Genomic DNA, 19,956 nt, shown 5'->3' on the forward strand with positions numbered 1-19,956 from the left:
ACAGCTCGGAAGGATCCTTCAACCGATCACTTTGGCTTTAACTGATCGGCATTACTCCCGTTTGGGAGGCTTTCAATTTGAAACTTACTTAAGAGTAACTTTACTTCTTAATTAAGTACTTCCGTCACTATGGAAGTTTTACATCAGATAGGTCTTCACCTGCACCGATAGCTTTCATTTCGCCAGCTACGATTTCAGCTAGTGGGCCTAGGATAACCTGTAGGTTGTTTTCACCTAGTTTAACCACACCTTTAGCGCCAAGCTTCTTAAGAACAGCTTCATCTGCGATAGAGCGGTCTTTAAGAGTTAGACGTAGACGAGTGATACAAGCGTCGATTGAAGTTAGGTTGTCGTGACCACCTAGAGCTTTCAGGTATTGACGCGCAACTTCACCTTTTGGTGCGTCGCCAGCAGGAGCTGCTACAGCTTCGTCATCATCTTCACGACCTGGCGATTTCAAGTTGAAAGCGCGGATTGCGAAAGAGAAAGTGAAGAAGTATAGAGCACCGAAACCAAGACCGATTAGTAGTAGTACGAATGGTTTAGTTGCTAGACCCCAGTTCAATACGAAGTCGATGAGACCAGCAGAGAAACCGAAACCGTGCAGAGTACCAAACATGTTTGCAACTACTAGAGACAGACCTGTAAATACAGCGTGCATTGCGTATAGAGCAGGAGCTAGGAATACGAACATGAATTCTAGCGGCTCTGTGATACCTGTTAGGAATGAACAGAATGCAACTGAGAACAATGCGCCACCAACTTGGCTGCGTTTTTCAGCAGGAGCAGCTAGGTACATTGCAAGTGCAGCACCTGGTAGACCGAACATCATTACTGGGAAGAAACCGTTCATGAACACGCCAGCGCCTTTATCGCCACCGAAGAAACGGTGTAGGTCGCCAGATTTAACAGTTTCAGTCACTTCTTTAACTACAGTAGTGATTTCTGGAGTTACAGAGTTAGCGAATGTGAATGTGTGCTCTTGGCCAACAACTAGAGTTTTAGCTAGTGATGGGTCAACACAAAGTTGAGTGATGTTAGCGAATGCGCCTTGACCAGCAACGATGATTTCTTGACATGTACCCATACCAAACCAGAAGTATGAGTTCAATACGTGGTGTAGACCTACAGGGATAAGTGCACGGTTAAGAGTACCGTAAACGAATTGACCAATAGCGCCAGACGTTGATACTGCGTGAGCCAATGCGTCTAGACCAGATTGAACACCAGGCCAAACCACACCAGACACAGCACCTGCAACAAGTGCAAATAGACCAGCCATGATAGGTACTAAACGTTTACCCGCAAAGAAAGCCAGCCACTCAGGAAGACGTGTTGCATGGAAAGCGTTGTAAGAGTGACCTGCGATGATACCAGCGAAGATACCGCCGAAGAATGACATGTTTACGTCAGCGTTAATTGTTGTTGCTGTCGCTGTTAGTACGAAGTAAGCAACTGCACCAGCAAGACCTGCTGCGCCGTTACCGTCTTTAGAAAGACCAATCGCGATACCTAGACCAAATAGCAATGGTAGGTTACCGAAGATAGCTCCACCAGCTTGCGCCATGAATGGAATATCAAGTAGATCGCCTTGACCTAAACGTAGTAGAAGCGCCGCAATCGGAAGTGTTGCGATAGGTAGCATTAATGCCTTACCTAGCTTCTGTGCATATCCTAGAATATTCACCAGTTGTTTCCCCCTATAGGATTTTTTAGAATTCATTTGAGAAACTTATTTTAGTCGCTCAATTTAGTCCTATTCAGTGTATTCAATTAATTTTGCCCCGCAAATTAAAACCTTACCATTTGTGATCCTAATCACCAGTTTTTACCAAATCCAGAGGTTTTTGCTAGCGAGATCATAAAACTTATTTTATCATTCAAAAAAATGAGCGTTTATAGATAAAATTCAAATCTAATCATTAGGCAAAAACATGGTATTCCTAATTTTAGATTACCCTATGAATAATCATTAACAATGAACCTAAATGTATAATAAAGATCAATTGTTCATATGTTTTTCAACAACTTAAATAGCTTCCCATTTTGAAGCCGTTCGCCCATAAAAGATAAATCGTTACGTAAATGATGCTCGCAAACTAAGTCCACATTTAGGTAACGAACAAATTTAAAAGATCTCACGAAATAAGGATTAGCTGACTATGTACGCGCTAAGTAACTGTAAAATTTACACTGGTAGTGATGTTCTAACCGATCATGCCGTCGTAATAGAAAATGAACTGATCAAAAAAGTCTGTCCTATCTCTGAATTGCCAGAAGGAATCGAGGTTCGCGATCTAAACGGAGCAAACCTAAGCCCAGGTTTCATTGACTTACAGCTGAATGGTTGTGGCGGTGTAATGCTTAACGATGAGATCACGGCAGAAACAATGCAGATCATGCACGAAGCAAACCTTAAATCAGGCTGTACTAGCTTCTTGCCTACGCTCATCACCTCTTCAGACGAAGATATGCGTGCAGTTATTACTGCAGCTCGTGAATATCACAACCAGTACCAAAACCAATCACTTGGTCTACACCTTGAAGGTCCATATCTAAACGTTGCAAAAAAAGGCATTCATAGCGTCGATCACATTCGTAAATCAGACAGCGAAATGATTGAACTGATTTGTGAGAACAGCGACCTAGTTGCAAAAGTAACATTGGCACCAGAGCTAAATGATCCCGAACATATCGAGCGCCTACACAAAGCTGGCGTTGTCGTTTCAATCGGCCATACAAACGCGACTTACGCAGAAGCTCGACAAAGTTTCGAATCTGGTATCACTTTCGCTACTCACCTATTCAATGCGATGACCCCTATGGTCGGTCGTGAACCTGGCGTTGTTGGCGCGATTTACGACACGCCAGAAGTTTATGCTGGTATCATCGCTGACGGCTTCCACGTTGATTACGCAAACATCAGAATTGCGCACAAAATCAAGGGAGAAAAGCTAGTATTAGTGACGGATGCCACAGCTCCTGCAGGTGCTGACATGGAATACTTTATTTTTGTCGGTAAGAAAGTATATTACCGAGATGGTAAGTGTGTTGATGAAAACGGCACACTGGGCGGCTCAGCTCTGACTATGATTGAAGCAGTTCAGAATACAGTTGAGCACGCTGGTATCGCTTTAGACGAAGCTCTTCGCATGGCTACGCTATACCCAGCTGCGGCTATCGGTGTAGAAAGCAAGCTAGGTCGAATCAAAAAAGGCATGGTTGCAAACCTAGCTGTATTTGACCGAGACTTTAACGTTAAAGCGACTGTTGTTAATGGACAATACGAGCACAATTAAGTATGAATGGCGGACAAATAGGTAACGTAGACTTAGTTAAACAACTAAACAGTGCGGCGGTATACCGACTAATAGACCAGCAAGGGCCTATCAGTCGTATACAAGTGGCTGATGTAAGCCAACTCGCACCGGCAAGTGTTACAAAAATTACCCGCCAACTTTTGGAGCGCGGCCTCATTAAAGAGGTTGCGCAACAAGCGTCTACTGGCGGTAGACGCGCGATCTCCCTAACCACAGAAGTCGACCCTTTTCATTCTGTCGCTGTACGCTTAGGTAGAGACTATATTCAAATAAGCCTTCATGACCTTGGCGGTCGTGAGTTGGCTTTCCAACAACAAGACCTAGATTATTCAGACCAATCAGACCTTACACAAGGCTTGGTCAATAACCTCAAGGCTTTCATTGCTGAGCATCAGCCAAAGATCGACCAACTGATTGCCATTGGTGTCACCCTTCCAGGCTTGGTTAACCCAACAACCGGTGTTGTTGAGTACATGCCAAACACGGACATCGATAACCTCGCATTGAGCGATATTATTCGCGATACTTTCCATGTGGCTTGTTTTGTTGGTAATGACGTTAGAGGAATGGCGCTTGCTGAGCACTACTTCGGTGCAAGTAAAGACAGTCAAGATTCTATTTTGGTCAGTGTGCACCGTGGTACGGGTGCTGGTATTATCGTTAATGGACAGGTTTTCTTAGGCCATAACCGTAACGTGGGTGAAATTGGTCATATCCAAATTGATCCGCTAGGAGAACAATGCCAGTGTGGTAACTTCGGTTGTCTTGAAACCGTAGCGGCAAACCCTGCCATTGTTGATCGAGTACAAAAGCTCATTAAGCAAGGCTATGAATCTTCTTTAACAGAACTTGAACATATTACAATTCAAGATGTTTGTGACCACGCAATCAATGGCGATGAACTCGCGAAGCAAAGCTTAGTCCGAGTAGGAAACCAATTAGGTAAGGCTATCGCGATGACGATTAACCTGTTTAACCCTCAGAAAGTAATCATTGCTGGTGATATTACTAAGGCACAAGAGATTGTTTTCCCTGCAATTAAGCGCAATGTAGAGAATCAGTCGTTAACGACTTTCCATAGCGGCCTGCCTATTGTAGCATCACAGATCGATAAACATCCTACGATGGGAGCCTTTGCCATGATTAAGCGCGCCATGCTCAACGGTGTGTTACTGCAAAAGCTTCTTGAAGACTAAAGAAAACAATTCTGATTTTCCGCGGGCCGTGTTTGTATAAACACGGCCCGTTTTTTTAAGCTAGGGAACTACAACAACAAGTTATGGAACTTATATTAATATCCACTGCGTTTATCGCAGGATTTATTGCTTTAAAATGCCACCTCCCCCCATTAGTTGGTTTTTTGGTTGCAGGTTTCGGGCTTTATGCCCTTGGCTTTGAAACCAATGACACCATCATTACTTTGGCTGACCTTGGTGTCACCCTTCTCTTATTTACTATTGGCTTAAAGCTGGACATCAAAACCCTACTCTCTAAAGAGATCTGGGCTGGCGCAACGATCCACAATCTTTTATCCACTCTGTTTTTTGCAGCCGCTCTATTTGGTTTTAAGTTCCTAGGTATTTCATCTCTAGCAGCCATGTCAATAGAACAGATCGTTCTACTCGGTTTTGCTCTTTCATTTTCTAGTACTGTATTTGCGGTCAAGTCTCTACAAGAGAAAGGGGAAATGAATGCTACCTATGGCACACTAGCGATTGGCATTCTGGTCATGCAAGATATCTTTGCTGTCGTATTCTTGACTGCATCGACGGGCAAAATTCCAGAGTGGTATGCGATCGCACTGTTCGCTTTGCCTTTCTTTCGCCCATTGTTCTACAAAGTCCTCGATTGGGTTGGGCACGGTGAAATGTTGGTGCTATTCGGTATCTTCTTCGCATTAGTTGTTGGTGCTGGCTTGTTCCAGTTTGTAGGAGTAAAACCAGACTTAGGTGCCCTTATCCTAGGTATGCTATTAGCCGGTCACCCAAAAGCTTCAGAGCTATCGAAGTCGCTGTTTAACCTCAAAGAGCTTTTCCTCGTCTGCTTCTTCTTGAATATTGGCTTGTCAGAACAGCCAACTATTCAGGGTTTTATGCTTGCAGTCTTGTTCTTATTGTTACTGCCAGTGAAAGGCGTTCTGTACTTCTTGGTACTAAACCGATTCAAGTTCCGTGTTCGAACCTCCCTACTCACTTCTTTGTCACTGTTTAACTACAGTGAATTTGGCCTCATCGTCGGTGGCCTTGCTTTTAAGATGGGCTGGATGTCTGGCGACATCTTGGTGGCAGTGGCTATAGCCGTTTCATTGTCGTTCTTAATCGCTGCACCTCTCAACAAAGCGGGTCACAAACTTTATCAACAATCAGGTCGCTGGTTAAAAGAGCACGCTGCTGAGAAGCTCCACCAACGTGACAAACGAATTGACCCAGGTCGGGCTCAAGTTCTAATTCTTGGTATGGGACGCATTGGTACTGGTGCCTACGACGAATTACGCTCACGCTACGGCAAAGTGAGTTTAGGTGTAGAAGTTCGTGAAGACGCGGCACATAACCACAGAAGCCATGGCAGAAACGTTATTTCTGGTGACGCAACTGACCCGGATTTCTGGGAACGAATCTTAGACACAGCAAACGTAAAACTGGTGATCTTGGCTATGCCTCACCACCAAGGTAATCAAACCGCCTTAGAACAATTAAAATCACGAAACTTTAAAGGTCAAATAGCGGCAATTGCCGAATATCCAGATCAGCTCGAAACACTGAAAGAGAATGGCGTCGATGCGGCATTTAACATTTACAGCGAAGCTGGTAGCGGTTTTGCCCGACATGTTTGTGAACAATTGAATCCGAACATCAATAAAATATGATACTCAACATGTTCCATTTAACCTCTCAAAATTGCGATTTTTTTGCACTTTTGAGAGGTTTTTGTTCAAAAAACCAACCGCAATTAGACGCCACTCACCAAAATCACCTTAAAAGTAGATATTTTCTAACATAAACCCCTTTATATTATTTTTTTGCTCACATTCGGTTGCTTTTTTTAGCCAGAATGGCAAATTGAATGCAGTTGATTTAGAAATTATTTAAAAGGAAGTTCTATGTGTTCAGTATTTGGCATTCTCGACATTAAAAGTGATGCCGCAGCACTTCGCCCTATTGCTTTAGAAATGTCTAAAAAGCTTCGTCACCGTGGCCCAGACTGGTCTGGTATCTATGCCGGTGAAAAAGCTATCCTTGCTCACGAGCGTCTAGCTATCGTCGGCTTAAACAGTGGTGCTCAACCACTATACAGCCAAGACAAAAAGCACATTCTTGCAGTTAATGGCGAAATCTATAACCACAAAGAACTTCGCGCTCGCTACGAAGATAAATACCAGTTCCAAACTGACTCTGATTGTGAAGTCATTCTTGCGCTTTACCAAGAGATGGGTGCCGACCTTTTAGAAGAACTTAACGGTATTTTCGCTTTCGTTTTATATGACGAAGAGAAAGACGAATACCTAGTCGGCCGCGACCATATTGGCATCATCCCGCTTTACCAAGGCTACGATGAGCACGGCAACTATTACGTTGCTTCAGAGATGAAAGCACTGGTTCCAGTTTGTAAGACGATCAGTGAGTTCCCTCCTGGTAGCTTCTACTCTTCTAAAGATGCAGAACCTCAACGCTACTACATCCGCGATTGGAACGAATACGCAGCCGTTCAAGGTAACAGCACAAGCAAAGAAGAGCTAACTGAAGCGCTAGAAGCTGCTGTTAAGCGTCAACTAATGACTGACGTTCCTTACGGTGTACTTCTATCTGGTGGCCTTGATTCATCAATCACTTCTGCAGTCGCTAAGCGTTTTGCAGCAATGCGTATCGAAGATGATGAGCAATCAGAAGCTTGGTGGCCACAACTACACTCATTTGCTGTTGGCCTAGAAAATGCTCCCGACTTGATTGCTGCACGTGAAGTTGCGGACAAAATCGGTACTGTACACCATGAGATGACTTACACCATTCAGGAAGGCTTAGATGCCATCCGTGATGTTATCTACCACATCGAAACTTACGATGTAACGACCATTCGTGCATCGACGCCAATGTACTTGCTTGCTCGTAAGATCAAAGCAATGGGTATCAAAATGGTACTTTCTGGTGAAGGTGCTGATGAAATCTTTGGCGGCTACCTGTACTTCCATAAAGCGCCAAACGCAAAAGAGTTCCACGAAGAGACGGTACGTAAACTTCTTGCTCTAAGCATGTTTGACTGTGCCCGTGCAAACAAATCACTTGCAGCATGGGGAGTCGAAGGTCGTGTACCATTCTTGGATAAAGAGTTCATCGATGTGGCTATGCGTTTAAACCCTGAAGACAAAATGTGCGGTAACGGTAAAATGGAGAAACACATCCTACGTGAGTGTTTTGAAGACTACTTACCAGATTCAATCGCATGGCGCCAAAAAGAACAGTTCTCTGATGGTGTTGGCTACGACTGGATTGATACATTGAAAGCAACGGCTGAAGAAAAAGTAACGGATCAACAAATGGAAGCTGCTCAGTTCCGTTTCCCTTACAACACACCAACAACCAAAGAAGGTTATGCTTACCGTGAAATCTTTGAGGAGCTATTCCCTCTAGAATCGGCGGCAGAGTGTGTACCTGGCGGCCCTTCAGTTGCCTGTTCATCAGCAAAAGCGATCGAGTGGGATGAGTCATTCAAAAACTGTGTAGACCCATCAGGCCGTGCGGTACAAGCCGTTCACAACGACGCCTATAACGCTTAAGCGTTTGAAAAATCAAATACTAAAAAAGGCGCATTATGCGCCTTTTTGTTTTAAGCCTAGTTTTTACTTTTTTAATATTTGACTTATACGTGAGCTTGTAGTGCTTCGTTTTCAATACTGATCGGAACCACTTGGCTGATCATTTTTACGAGCATAATGGATCGAGCTTCGCCATCTTTCTGATGGTAAATAGCTTCAACACCCGCAAACTGGCCACTATTAATTTTGACAACTTGCCCTGTCTCAAATTCAACACAGCAATCTTCAACTTCGCTACTACAACACTTCTCGAACTCTTTTAGCTCAAAAACCAAATCACCTTGGACTTCATACGGCCTTGCACCGAACTTAATAAAGTCGACAACACCACGAGTTGAACGAACGGTAGTAAAGCTTGGGCCTTGCTCATAATCAAAACGGACAAAGATATAGGATGGGAACAGCGGTTCTTGGACCAGCTTCTCTTTCCCTCTCACTACCTTTTCGACTTCTATTTGAGGGTAAAAGCACTCTACCCCCTGATTTTCTAGGTGCTGTTGAGCGCGTTTTTGATCACCACGCTTACAGTAAAGTAAATACCAACGTTTCATTTAACTCGCCATCTTCGTTCTTTGGACATTTAACCACAGCCTAAAACAATTTAGTCGCCGTTAATAAATGAGTCCTGATAAGCGAGAAATTACGCGGAACAGACAGACTTATCAACCAAAAAGTCATAGGTAAAAAATTTGGTCAGTCATTGTACAAGGAACATTTAGAGATCAAAAGACTCATTGCTGTAAGCATATGTATATCGCAGATAATATGAATAACATTCCCTATAAGATCATAACGATAGGCTAGGGCAATAGATCTAAACATTTTTATTGGATAGGGTTTTAAAAAAGGTTACTAACCAACCAGGTCAAATATGGAAAATTAGTTTGCAGCACAAGTAGAATGGGCCACATTAAAAGTAAATTTATTTAATATCAACACCTTAGCAAAACCAAGTTATCGTGACCACAAAATACGCCTATTGCAGACTTTTACCCTACTGTGTATACATGAATAACTATAAAATCTTTTAATACCTAAAATTAGTAAAACTTATGCCAAGCAATCACAACATCTTTGGCCACCCTAGAGGCCTATTTTTATTATTTAGCACAGAGCTATGGGAACGTTTCTCCTACTACGCGATGCGTGCCATCCTTGTTTTATTTTTGACTGACACGACCCTCAACGGTGGACTGGGTTGGTCAACGAAAGACGCACTTGATCTCTACGGTATTTACACTGGCTTAGTCTACATCACGCCATTGATCGGTGGCTGGATTGCCGATAACTACTTAGGACAACGTAAATCGATCCTAGTGGGTGGTGTATTAATGGCACTCGGCCAGTTTACACTCGCTCTTCCTAACGGCGCTATTGGCTTAGACCAAGTAAATGCTCTTTATCTAGGTTTAGCACTACTTATCAGTGGTAACGGTATGTTTAAGCCAAACATCTCGACCATGGTTGGCGACCTATACCAAGAAGGCGATAACCGCCGTGACGGTGCATTCACCATTTTCTACATGGGCATCAACTTAGGTGCATTATTAGGTGGCTTGATTTCAGGCGCTGCTGTCGACTCTTTCGGCTGGAAAGCAGGTTTCTTAGCCGCTGGTATTGGTATGGTTATTAGCTTAATCATGCAAATGACAATGGCTCAATCTTGGTTAGGTAACATTGGTTCAGTGCCCGCAGCTGCGCGAGCAAAAGCACTGAACAAATCAAAAGAAAAAACGCCACTAACCAAAGAAGAGTTCGATCGATTAAAAGTTATTCTGGTTATGGGTCTATTCGTCATAGTTTTCTGGGCGGGCTTTGAACAAGCTGGCGGTCTGATGAATATCTATACTCAACAATATACTGACCGCATGATTGGTGGCTTTGAAGTCCCAGCGGCGTGGTTCCAATCTCTGAACCCATTCTTCATCATTACACTTGCACCAATCATTGCTGCATTTTGGGTTAAGCTTGGTAAGCGTGAACCAAATTCTCCAGTGAAATTTGCAATGGCTTTGTTCTTCCTAGCTCTTGGTTTTGTGTGCATGATGGGCGCTGTAATGGAGCAAGGTGGCGACCTAACAGTGAAAACATCAATGCTGTGGCTAGTCGGTGCTTTCTTCTTCCATACCCTTGGCGAACTTTGTCTATCTCCTATTGGCCTGTCGTTGGTCACTAAGTTAGCTCCGCTTCGTCTCGCATCGCTAATGATGGGTGCATGGTTTGGCTTCAACGCTGTCGCAAACTACGTAGCTGGCCTTGTGGGTTCTCACGTTGGTGAGCTTGGCGCAATGTCTATCTTCGGTGGTATCGCAATTACAGCGACCATAAGTGGCGTCTTACTTCTTCTTTGTGCTGGCAAGCTTGTATCATGGATGCATGGCGTAGAAAGCAACATGATGCTTGAAGCAGAGCCAAAAGCAGAAACTTCGGTTGCTTAATATCTAGACCTATTTCAAGAAGAAACATCCAGATCAAAAAGGGCTGCTCAATGAGCAGCCCTTTTGTTATTTTTAGATGTGCATGACAGTTTAGGCGAAGTCGTATTTAACGATACAGCGCCACTAACTCCGCCATCATATCGATGTGCGAGTCTCTATCATTCAGACACGTAATGTAGCTAAAGTCTGAGCCACCAGCGTCAATGAAGGTCTCTTTACACTGATCCGAAATCTCTTCTAACGTTTCTAAACAATCCACAGAAAATGCAGGCGCCATAATATCGATTTTTTTGATGCCTTTGCTTGGCAATGATTCAAGTGTCTCGTCAGTGTATGGCTTCAACCACTCTTCTCGACCAAATCGAGATTGGTATGTCATGGTGATATCGTCCGCTGATAAGCCTAACTCAGCAGCAAGGAGCTTTGTTGTCGCTTCACAATGCTGTGGGTAGATGTCGCCTTCATCAGCCAATCGTTTCGGAATACCGTGGAAAGAACAAACTAAATGGTCGGCTCTACCATTTTTATCCCAATGGCTACGCACGCTTTCAGCCAATGCTTTTGCGTAGCTTGGGTGCGCGTAGTAGTCGCGAATAAAGCGATAGCTCGGAATCACTGGCATCTGCTTAAAGGCCTTGGTTAAGCCATCAGATACGGCCGCTGTGGTTGTGCCTGAGTATTGAGGATATAAAGGCAATACGATGATGTCTTCAACGCCCTGACCCATTAATTGCTCAACGCCCGTTTTAAGGCTTGGGTTACCATAGGTCATACCCAGCGCTACGGGTATCTGTAATTTTTTCTGGAGCTTTTCGGCTTGTCTTTGAGAGTACACAAGCAGTGGTGAGCCTTCATCCATCCAAACAGACTGATACAGCTTAGCCACTTTCGGCGCTCTAATCGGTAAGATCACCCCATGTAAAATAGGACACCACAACCAACGCGTTAAGTTTACGACTCGCTTGTCGTGTAAGAATTCACTCAAAAATCGACGAACGCCAGCTGGGGTCGCTGAGTCTGGTGTTCCTAAGTTCACCAGTAAAACGCCCTGCTTGTTATTATTTTCCATAGATACCTGAGACCAATATGTAATTTTCTGGAACGTAATATACTAATCTACATAAGTTTAAGATCATTGTTGTGCCACTAAATTTAAGAATAATCGTTCTTAACCTAGGTGATCACAACATCACATTGATCGTTAGCCGCGCGAATCTAAGCCGTACCACGGAAACAGTGCACAATCGAGTTTATCTAGATTGGTATATGACTAAAAATTGAAACAAAAAAAGCGACCTTAAGGTCGCTTCCAATATATCAAATTCTAAAACTGGCTGTTAGCCAATTATGCTAGTGCTTTCTCAAGTTCTGCACTAACTTCAGCAACTTGCTTAGTACCGTCGAACTTAAGGTACTTAGTGTTACCTGCTTCAGCTTCTTTACCGTAGTAAGAGATAAGCGGAGCTGTTTGATCGTGGTATACACCTAGACGTGCACGAACTGTTTCTTCTTTGTCGTCATCACGAACCACTAGCTCTTCGCCTGTGATGTCATCTTTACCTTCTTCTTTAGGTGGGTTGTACACATTGTGGTATGTACGGCCAGAAGGAAGGTGAGCACGACGACCAGCCATACGCTCAACAATCACATCGTCAGCTACGTCGAATTCAACAACGTAGTCTACTGCGATACCCATTTCTTTTAGGCCATCAGCTTGAGGGATTGTGCGTGGGAAACCGTCTAGTAGGAAACCTTTCTCACAGTCATCTTGAGCGATACGCTCTTTGATTAGACCAAGGATAATTTCATCAGAAACTAGCTGACCAGCGTCGATTACTGATTTTGCTTGCTTACCAAGCTCAGTACCCGCTTTGATAGCAGCACGTAGCATGTCACCAGTTGAAATTTGAGGGATACCAAATTTGTTCATGATGAAGTTAGCTTGAGTACCTTTACCCGCGCCAGGAGCACCTAGAAGAATGATGCGCATGTTTAATCCTCTTATAAAAATTATGATTTATACCGAAGCTCACTATCCCGCCTTTCTGGTTCAATTTAAGTCGAACAAGAGAGGTTAGGTAACAACTGAGGCTAAGCACAACTGTAAACAGAAGCAAAACGGTAAGTTTCGGTATAACGTTTAAAAATCATACAACTGGAGATGATAGGTTCATAGTACCAGCTGATTAGGTCGAGCATTCTATCACATTAATATTCAATTTTGCTTAAATTAAGACTAAAGAATGTATCGACAGCGTTTGCGTTCGTCTTGTTAGCAACTTTAGCGACATTTCGATGAAGTTAAGCGACGTTCATAAAAAAAGCCCGCATTAGCGAGCTTTTAATTATAATTATGAGCTTAGCCCAAAGTCGAAAGACTAACGTTTTGTCAGTAGTTCGTTGATTGCACCTAAGAATTGTGACGGATCTTCCATTGAGCCCTTTTCAGCCAGCATAGCTTGACCAAGTAGTAGCTCAACCCAACGACCAAACGCTTGTTCGTCCGCTTCATCAGCCATCTGTTTCACAAGTGCGTGCTCAGGGTTAATCTCAAAGATGTACTTCACTTCAGGTGCCGCTTGACCCGCAGCTTCAAGAAGCTTAGCCATTTGCGTGCCCATTTCGAAGTCATCAGTCACCACAACCGCAGGTGTTGTTGCTAACTTGAACGTAGTCCGAACTTCTTTAACACGACCACCTAGGTAAGATTGAGTGCGCTCAACAACAGATTTGAACTCTTCTTCTGTCTCTTTTTGCTTCTCTTTCTCTTCTTCGCCTTCAAACTTGCTTAGGTCTAAGCCCGCTTTAGTGATCGATTGGAACTGTTTGCCGTCGAAGTCAGTCAGGTAATTCATTACGTACTCATCAATACGATCGTACATTAGAACCACTTCAATGCCTTTTGCTTTGAACTGCTCCAAGTGTGGACTGTTCTTAGCTGCAGCATAGCTGTCTGCCGTTAGGTAATAGATCTTGTCTTGATCTTCCTTCATACGTTCTACGTAAGAAGCTAGGCTGATGGTTTGTTCAGAAGAATCCACTTCTGTTGATGAGAAACGAAGTAGACCTGCGATTTTTTCTTTGTTCGCCATGTCTTCAGCAGGGCCTTCTTTCAGTACTAGGCCGAACTCTTTCCAAAACTCCAAGTACTTGTCGTTGTCATTCTTCGCCATGCGCTCAAGCATAGTGAGTACACGCTTGGTACATGCGCCACGAAGAGACTGAGTTACCTTATTATCTTGCAGGATTTCACGAGACACGTTCAGTGGTAAATCGTTTGAATCAATCAAGCCGCGAACGAAACGCATGTAAGATGGCATGAACTGCTCTGCATCATCCATGATGAATACGCGCTGTACATAAAGCTTAAGGCCGCTCTTATGGTCACGATTCATCATATCCCAAGGTGCTTTCGCAGGAATATAAAGCAGGCTTGTGTAGTCGTTCTTACCTTCAACTTTGTTGTGGCTCCAGGTTAGTGGATCAGCAAAGTCGTGAGATACGTGCTTGTAAAACTCTTGGTACTCTTCTTTCTCGATATCAGACTTGTTACGAGTCCAAAGCGCTTGAGCCTTGTTAATTTGCTCCCAATGCTTCTCTTCGGTGTCTTTACCTTCGTCATCTTTCACCGCTGTGAAGATAGAGACAGGAATACCGATGTGATCAGAATACTTACCAATCACTTCACGTAGACGCCATTCATTTAAGAACTCTTTGCCGTCTTCACGCATATGAAGAATGATGTCTGTACCACGAGATTCTTTCGTGATGTCTTCGATAGTGTAATCACCTTCACCCGCAGAGTGCCATTGCACGGCTTGGTCATTAGCAAGTCCAGCTGCTCGAGTGCGAACAGTCACTGCGTCTGCAACGATAAATGCAGAATAGAAACCAACACCAAATTGGCCAATAAGCTGAGAGTCTTTGCTTTGGTCTTCAGACAGCTTTGAGAAAAAGTCAGCTGTGCCTGACTTAGCAATAGTACCTAAATGCTCAATAACGTTGTCGCGGCTCATACCTATGCCGTTATCAGAGATCGTTAAAGTATTTGCTTCAGCGTTGAACGAAAGTTTCACACCTAAATCAGCATCGCCTTGGTAAAGGTCGCCATTTGATAGCGCTTGAAAACGAAGCTTATCAGCCGCGTCAGATGCGTTAGAGATCAGCTCACGTAGAAAGATTTCTTTATTTGAATACAGTGAGTGAATCATTAGGTGAAGTAGTTGTTTTACTTCAGATTGAAAGCCACGAGTCTCTTTATTTTGCGTTGCCGTTTCGCTCATTTTTACTCCAAAACATCTATACTTTATGTTGAATAATCATAGGGGCGTTGCACATTATGCCTCTCTTATGTTCATTAACATGAGGATGACAAATGTAAATTCAAGGTCAAAAAGCATAAAAACACTGTTTTTTTGATCTGTTTTTATTATCCTTGAGTGTTATAAATATAAAAGAACATAAAAGAAGCCATGATTTGGTGAAGAATTAACAGAACTTCACCTGAGATTTGTCTATTTCGCACCCCAAATCATCCAAAATAGAAGAGTTCAATGAGCAATATCGGCACAAAGTTTATTCTCGCACAGCGGTTCGTATTTGACCCAAATAGCAACTCACTTGTTGATCAGATGAGCGACGGTGAAGTCGTACGTCTTGGCAGCAATGAAAGCCGCATTCTCCTGATGCTGTCAGAAAGACCCAATGAAGTTATCACTCGTAACGAATTACACGAATATGTTTGGCGAGACCAAGGCTTTGAGGTGGACGACTCCAGCTTAACGCAAGCGGTATCGACACTCAGAAAAATGCTAAAAGACTCAACCAAATCTCCAGCATTTGTAAAAACCGTTCCTAAACGTGGTTATCAATTTATCGCGACTGTTGAGCGCTCAGCACCACTATCATCAAACGATCAGCCAACAACAGCTGAAATTGCAGAAAGTGACGTAGAGCCTATTTTAACATTTGCTAATACCACATTAGCTGATGAGGTCATCACTGAAACTATTGATCCAGAGCCAACTGCAAAGGCTCAAGAAAATCATGTCGAAGTCGAGCCAGTAACCAATCAGGTTAAACCTAAAGATGAAAGTTCGAATAAATGGTTAACGTTTGGAATGTTACTTGTCGCTTTCATTATGCCAATACTCGTTTTAACGTTAAAGAACCCAGCAGAGTCAGAGTTTCGAACATTAGCAGAGGTTAATGGTGTCAAAGTTCAAACCCCAATCAACCATCCAACTCTGACTAGTTGGCTGCCAGCGATAGAGAAATGTGTATTGCGTTACAACACCAGCCACACTGGCATGCTAAAGCCAACTGAGGTGATTGCAACAGGCGGACAAGGTAACAATCTAGCTCTAAACTATATTCACCCTCAAGATTACTCGAGCGAGAATGTAACTCTAAGAATTTACGCAAACCAGTCGGATGTACACGACATTTGTAACGGTGGTCAGTAACATGAAATTAAAATTATCCATTATTTTACTGGTTATCTCTGCTTTCTTGAGCGGCTGGTTATACTGGGGTAGCGATGCAAAGATAGAACGCTTGCTTACGCAACACGAATGGCAATCGAAAATGGTGACTCTGATTAGCGATATCAAGCAAGAGGATTCAATCGGGCCACTGCGTAAGGTTGAGCTATCATCGAATGCGAAGTATTTGCCAAACGGTACGTATCTGAGAATGGCTGTAGTTAAACTGTATGGCACTCAGACTGCACCCGCAAACGTCATCAATATTTCCGAAACCGGTCAGTGGGATATTAACGATAATTACTTACTGATTTCACCAACGGAGTTTAAAGATGTCACTTCTGCTGAGCGACAAGATTTTTCGGAAGAGCAACTCGAGCTGATCACTCAAGTGATTAAAATGGATGCAGAACAAAGCCGACGCATTGATATTATTAATCAGAAAGCACTGCTGCTCACTAGCCTAAATCATGGTTCTACGGTGTTATTCTCAAACTAAAATCAGATTAAGCTAAAACTCAACAGTGATTTACTGTATATCATTAAGCGATATACCAATAGAAAGGGGCATGATGCCCCTTTTTTATTAACTGTTGACATCAAACTACTGTTTTAGGATTTTTAGGGGTATCTATGAATACAGAACCAAGCTCGGTAAGTGCATCAATCACCAAGGCAACCATCGCAATACACTATTGTCGTCAATGCAATTGGATGCTTCGTTCTAGTTGGTTATGCCAAGAGTTACTGCATACTTTCAGTGAAGAGATAGAGCAAGTGAGTTTACACCCTGATACCGGAGGTCGATTTGAGGTTTTTTGTAATGGAATACAGATTTGGGAAAGAAAAGCGGACGACGGTTTTCCTGAGGCTAAAGTTCTGAAGCAAAGAGTGCGAAACATCATTGCTCCAGACAGGGACCTCGGCCACGTAGACTCAAAGTAAGCCTTTTCTAACGCCGCCGATTGAGTTTATTTAAAGCTCGCCACTCACAATTACGTCACCCTCAAGGCTAATAACTTTGAACGTTTTATTTTCATATACACCGTAGCTAGCCGCGTGACCATCTCGTGGGAATGTCACCGAGCTAGGATTAAAGATAAAGATGTCATCTTGGTATTCAGCAACAGGAATATGAGTATGACCATGGGCAATAATATCGCCCGCCTTCAGCGCAGGGCGTTTATTGGTGTTGTACAAATGGCCATGGGTTAGGAAGATACGTTGGCCTGATTCTAATAGCACCCACGAGTAATCCATCATCATTGGAAAAGACAACAACATCTGATCCACTTCGCTATCACAGTTACCACGAACGGCAATGATCTCTTGAGAAAACGCATTCAACTTCTCTGCAACCGCTGGCGGGTTATACCCTTCAGGGATCGGGTTTCTTGGACCATGATTCAGAATGTCACCCAATAGCACTAAATATTGCGCACCAGACGCTTGGTAGAGTTCTAATACCTTTTCTGTTGCTGGCAGCGAACCGTGTAGGTCTGAAGCAAAAAATAATTTCACACGTACTTCTCCATAAAATTTATGAGCCTATTGTACGTATCTAACAGCTACACGTCATCTCTCGCCATACCGTTGATCACGATATTATTGTAACTAACCATACCGACTATTTTATGGTCACTGACCACAGGGGCACGACTGATACCAAAACGCTCAAACAAGCGTGCACAGTACTTCACATTCATATCGGCAGACACGCTTAGCGCTGGCTTGGTCATGATCTCATAAACATTGGTTCGCTTCGGAGAACGGTTCTTAGCCAGTACTTTCTTAGCAATATCATTCATCAATACGATGCCGTATTCGTCATCTTCGTGGCGCTTATCGACAATGATAGCTTTCACTTTATGCTTCTTAGCCATCTCTATCGCTTCCAACACAGTGGTTAGCCCATCGATAATCACATACGTATTAGCCATTACATCGCTTACTCGGATTTTTTCACTGCCACTCATAACTCGTCCTCCACAACCTTAGTTAATGTTTCAACTTGGTGCGCGACCCCGACTGCATCTTCGACATCGATCTGCACTGCTATCCCTTGCCCTGACTCTTGGTCAAACTCCCCGACTTCACCGATAGTTTCTAGAATATGCCTAGCTAGGTGCTCCTCGACGACAAACAGCAGCACATCTTTTTGCACCTCTAACGTTAACCCAAAGAAGGTGCGCTTTTGGTTTAGCCCCTGCCCTCTGGCATTGTTAATCACGGTTGCCCCTGTTGCCCCCGCATCACGCGCGGCGTCGAGCACGATATCGGTCTTGCTCTCTTCTACAAACGCTAAGATAAGTTTAAAGCGCATCTTTGCTCTCCTTAGAGGATTGTGATCGGTTTAGCCATTTCGTTATTTGTGCATACCCCATCACGGATATAATTGGAAATAAGCTCGCGAAAGCAATCAACCCAAAGCCATCAATTAGCGGATTTCTTCCTGGCACCGTTGACGCGAGTCCCAACCCAAGTGCCGTCACTAAAGGAACCGTCACCGTTGATGTCGTAACCCCACCAGAATCGTAAGCCAATGGAATAATCAATTTGGGAGCATAAAAGGTCTGAATCACCACAATGACATAACCAACAATGATGTAGTAATGGATAGGGTCGCCAGCCACGATGCGATAACTACCTAGCGATATGCCAATCGCTACGCCTAACGCCACGGAGATCCTCAGCCCGTTAACACTGATACTGCCACCGGAAACTTGGTTTGCCTTAATCGCCACTGCAATCAAAGAGGGTTCGGCTATCGTAGTACTGAACCCAATACAAAACGCGAAAAGGTAAACCCAGTAATAGTCAAACCAAACTAAGGCAAGGCCTGAACTGACCTTGAACTCAGTCAAAAAACTTGGTTCGGTGAGTTGCACTGCCATAGTCTCCCCTAAAGGAAACAGCGCGAGCTCTAACCCCATCAAAAAGAGCGACAACCCAAGAATGACGTAAAAGAAACCTATCAGCACTTTGCCTAAGTTATTAACTGGCTTACGCAGCACCGCTAATTGGAAACCGAAGATGATCACCGCAATCGGAATCACATCCATGACAGTACCAAGAAAGGTGTCGATAAATTGCTGAGCACTGATCATGTCACCACCATCCCGTAGACCATGACAAACATCATCGGCAGCAGTGAAGCAAAGGCGATCAATCCAAAGCCATCAATCATCGGATTTCTCCCTTTAATCGCAGAGGCTAAACCCACTCCCAATGCGGTCACTAACGGAACGGTAATGGTCGATGTAGTCACTCCGCCAGAGTCGTACGCAATCCCAATGATGTTTTCAGGGGCAAATGCAGTGAGCACCACCACTCCAATATAACCTCCGATGATCATGTACTGAATTGGCCAACCTTTTAAGATTCGCAGCACCCCAAGTAAGATGGCGATCCCCACCGACAATGCTACGGTGAAACGCAAGCCATCGGCGTACTGTTCCATTTCGTCTAGAGAGTTAGGAATAACACCACCTTCAGCGGCCACTTCTGCTGCTTCGGCGGCCACTGCGGTTAATGCGGGTTCCGCAATGGTGGTACCAAACCCTAAACAGAAAGCGAAGGTCAATAACCAAAACACGCTCCCCTTACGAGCAAAAGCTTGAGCCATCGACTCGCCGATTGGGAACAGACCCATTTCAAGGCCAAAGATAAAAAAAGTCAGTCCAAAAACCACCAGCACTAAGCCAGTTAGAATAGACAACAGATGAGGGAGTGGTTCTTGCAAAACAACAAGCTGGAAGAAAGCAATCACCGCCACGATCGGCAAGAGATCCCTTAGGCTACCTAACATGGCTCGAAACAAAGCAAGCACTGCCGTCATCGCAACTCCTAGTCATTGAAATTGTGTCTGGTTATTAATTACTAATAATCATGGCAAATCCTTATCA

18 protein-coding genes are annotated in these 19,956 nt (G+C 43.7%); 8 read left to right on the forward strand and 10 right to left on the reverse strand.

Features of this window, described 5'->3' with window-relative positions:
• Nucleotides 1-127: 127 nt before the first annotated feature.
• Nucleotides 128-1,687: an N-acetylglucosamine-specific PTS transporter subunit IIBC gene (nagE, locus tag ACED42_RS17255; RefSeq protein WP_029225474.1), complete on the reverse strand. Its 1,560-nt coding sequence runs from the start codon at nucleotides 1,685-1,687 to the stop codon at nucleotides 128-130.
• Between the two features lie 475 nt (nucleotides 1,688-2,162).
• Between nagE and nagA the strand changes: the two genes are divergently transcribed.
• The 4 genes from nagA to asnB all read left to right on the forward strand — a co-directional run bounded on the left by nagA (nucleotide 2,163) and on the right by asnB (nucleotide 8,091).
• Entirely contained in the window at nucleotides 2,163-3,299 is a 1,137-nt protein-coding gene (gene nagA, locus ACED42_RS17260; RefSeq protein WP_017100869.1) for an N-acetylglucosamine-6-phosphate deacetylase, read from the forward strand.
• Between the two features lie 2 nt (nucleotides 3,300-3,301).
• Entirely contained in the window at nucleotides 3,302-4,516 is a 1,215-nt protein-coding gene (locus tag ACED42_RS17265) for an ROK family protein (protein WP_009847335.1), read from the forward strand.
• Nucleotides 4,517-4,599: 83 nt separating this feature from the next.
• Nucleotides 4,600-6,186, forward strand: coding sequence for a cation:proton antiporter family protein (locus ACED42_RS17270; protein ID WP_009847336.1), 1,587 nt, complete (start codon nucleotides 4,600-4,602; stop codon nucleotides 6,184-6,186).
• A gap of 234 nt (nucleotides 6,187-6,420) precedes the next feature.
• Complete coding sequence (gene asnB / locus ACED42_RS17275) at nucleotides 6,421-8,091, forward strand: asparagine synthase B (protein ID WP_012604542.1); 1,671 nt, start codon at nucleotides 6,421-6,423, stop codon at nucleotides 8,089-8,091.
• A gap of 83 nt (nucleotides 8,092-8,174) precedes the next feature.
• On the opposite strand, the gene rfaH is transcribed toward asnB, so the two are convergent.
• Nucleotides 8,175-8,681 (reverse strand): transcription/translation regulatory transformer protein RfaH, encoded by a 507-nt coding sequence (gene rfaH, locus ACED42_RS17280; RefSeq protein ID WP_012604543.1) that lies wholly within the window; start codon nucleotides 8,679-8,681, stop codon nucleotides 8,175-8,177.
• Nucleotides 8,682-9,182: 501 nt separating this feature from the next.
• Here rfaH and ACED42_RS17285 point away from each other — a divergent pair.
• Nucleotides 9,183-10,568, forward strand: a complete 1,386-nt coding sequence (locus ACED42_RS17285) for a peptide MFS transporter (protein WP_012604544.1) — start codon at nucleotides 9,183-9,185, stop codon at nucleotides 10,566-10,568.
• Nucleotides 10,569-10,674: 106 nt separating this feature from the next.
• Here the strand turns inward: ACED42_RS17285 and hemH are convergent, their stop codons facing one another.
• The 3 genes from hemH to htpG all read right to left on the reverse strand — a co-directional run bounded on the left by hemH (nucleotide 10,675) and on the right by htpG (nucleotide 14,851).
• On the reverse strand, nucleotides 10,675-11,637 hold the full coding sequence (gene hemH / locus ACED42_RS17290; RefSeq protein WP_371703530.1) for a ferrochelatase: 963 nt from the start codon (nucleotides 11,635-11,637) through the stop codon (nucleotides 10,675-10,677).
• A 276-nt stretch (nucleotides 11,638-11,913) separates the two neighbouring features.
• Nucleotides 11,914-12,558 carry an adenylate kinase gene (adk, locus tag ACED42_RS17295; protein WP_009847341.1) on the reverse strand — a complete coding sequence of 215 codons (645 nt, stop codon included), beginning with the start codon at nucleotides 12,556-12,558 and terminating at the stop codon, nucleotides 11,914-11,916.
• A 388-nt stretch (nucleotides 12,559-12,946) separates the two neighbouring features.
• Nucleotides 12,947-14,851, reverse strand: a complete 1,905-nt coding sequence (htpG, locus tag ACED42_RS17300) for a molecular chaperone HtpG (protein WP_371703531.1) — start codon at nucleotides 14,849-14,851, stop codon at nucleotides 12,947-12,949.
• A 270-nt stretch (nucleotides 14,852-15,121) separates the two neighbouring features.
• Between htpG and ACED42_RS17305 the strand changes: the two genes are divergently transcribed.
• From ACED42_RS17305 to ACED42_RS17315, 3 genes are all read left to right on the forward strand, one after another.
• Nucleotides 15,122-16,033, forward strand: coding sequence for a transcriptional regulator (locus tag ACED42_RS17305; RefSeq protein ID WP_009847343.1), 912 nt, complete (start codon nucleotides 15,122-15,124; stop codon nucleotides 16,031-16,033).
• Nucleotide 16,034: 1 nt separating this feature from the next.
• Complete coding sequence (locus ACED42_RS17310) at nucleotides 16,035-16,550, forward strand: regulatory protein ToxS (RefSeq protein WP_009847344.1); 516 nt, start codon at nucleotides 16,035-16,037, stop codon at nucleotides 16,548-16,550.
• Between the two features lie 134 nt (nucleotides 16,551-16,684).
• The gene (locus ACED42_RS17315) at nucleotides 16,685-16,996 is read left to right on the forward strand and encodes a SelT/SelW/SelH family protein (protein ID WP_017096855.1); all 312 of its coding nucleotides are present in this window, start codon (nucleotides 16,685-16,687) and stop codon (nucleotides 16,994-16,996) included.
• 30 nt (nucleotides 16,997-17,026) lie between these two features.
• Here the strand turns inward: ACED42_RS17315 and yfcE are convergent, their stop codons facing one another.
• The 5 genes from yfcE to ACED42_RS17340 are packed head-to-tail and all read right to left on the reverse strand — an operon-like array spanning nucleotide 17,027 to nucleotide 19,889.
• Entirely contained in the window at nucleotides 17,027-17,572 is a 546-nt protein-coding gene (gene yfcE, locus ACED42_RS17320) for a phosphodiesterase (RefSeq protein WP_017103243.1), read from the reverse strand.
• Between the two features lie 47 nt (nucleotides 17,573-17,619).
• Nucleotides 17,620-18,027, reverse strand: coding sequence for a CBS domain-containing protein (locus tag ACED42_RS17325; RefSeq protein WP_009847347.1), 408 nt, complete (start codon nucleotides 18,025-18,027; stop codon nucleotides 17,620-17,622).
• The gene (locus ACED42_RS17330) at nucleotides 18,024-18,374 is read right to left on the reverse strand and encodes a P-II family nitrogen regulator (RefSeq protein ID WP_009847348.1); all 351 of its coding nucleotides are present in this window, start codon (nucleotides 18,372-18,374) and stop codon (nucleotides 18,024-18,026) included. The genes ACED42_RS17325 and ACED42_RS17330 overlap by 4 nt, the downstream gene beginning before the upstream one ends.
• Nucleotides 18,364-19,158, reverse strand: coding sequence for a DUF1538 domain-containing protein (locus tag ACED42_RS17335; protein ID WP_371703535.1), 795 nt, complete (start codon nucleotides 19,156-19,158; stop codon nucleotides 18,364-18,366). Before ACED42_RS17335 ends, ACED42_RS17330 begins: the two co-directional genes overlap by 11 nt.
• Nucleotides 19,155-19,889, reverse strand: a complete 735-nt coding sequence (locus tag ACED42_RS17340) for a DUF1538 domain-containing protein (RefSeq protein ID WP_017096852.1) — start codon at nucleotides 19,887-19,889, stop codon at nucleotides 19,155-19,157. The genes ACED42_RS17335 and ACED42_RS17340 overlap by 4 nt, the downstream gene beginning before the upstream one ends.
• Nucleotides 19,890-19,956 lie beyond the last annotated feature (67 nt).

The organism is Vibrio sp. FF145, assembly GCF_041439075.1.
GTDB classification, from domain to species: Bacteria; Pseudomonadota; Gammaproteobacteria; order Enterobacterales; family Vibrionaceae; genus Vibrio; species Vibrio tasmaniensis_A.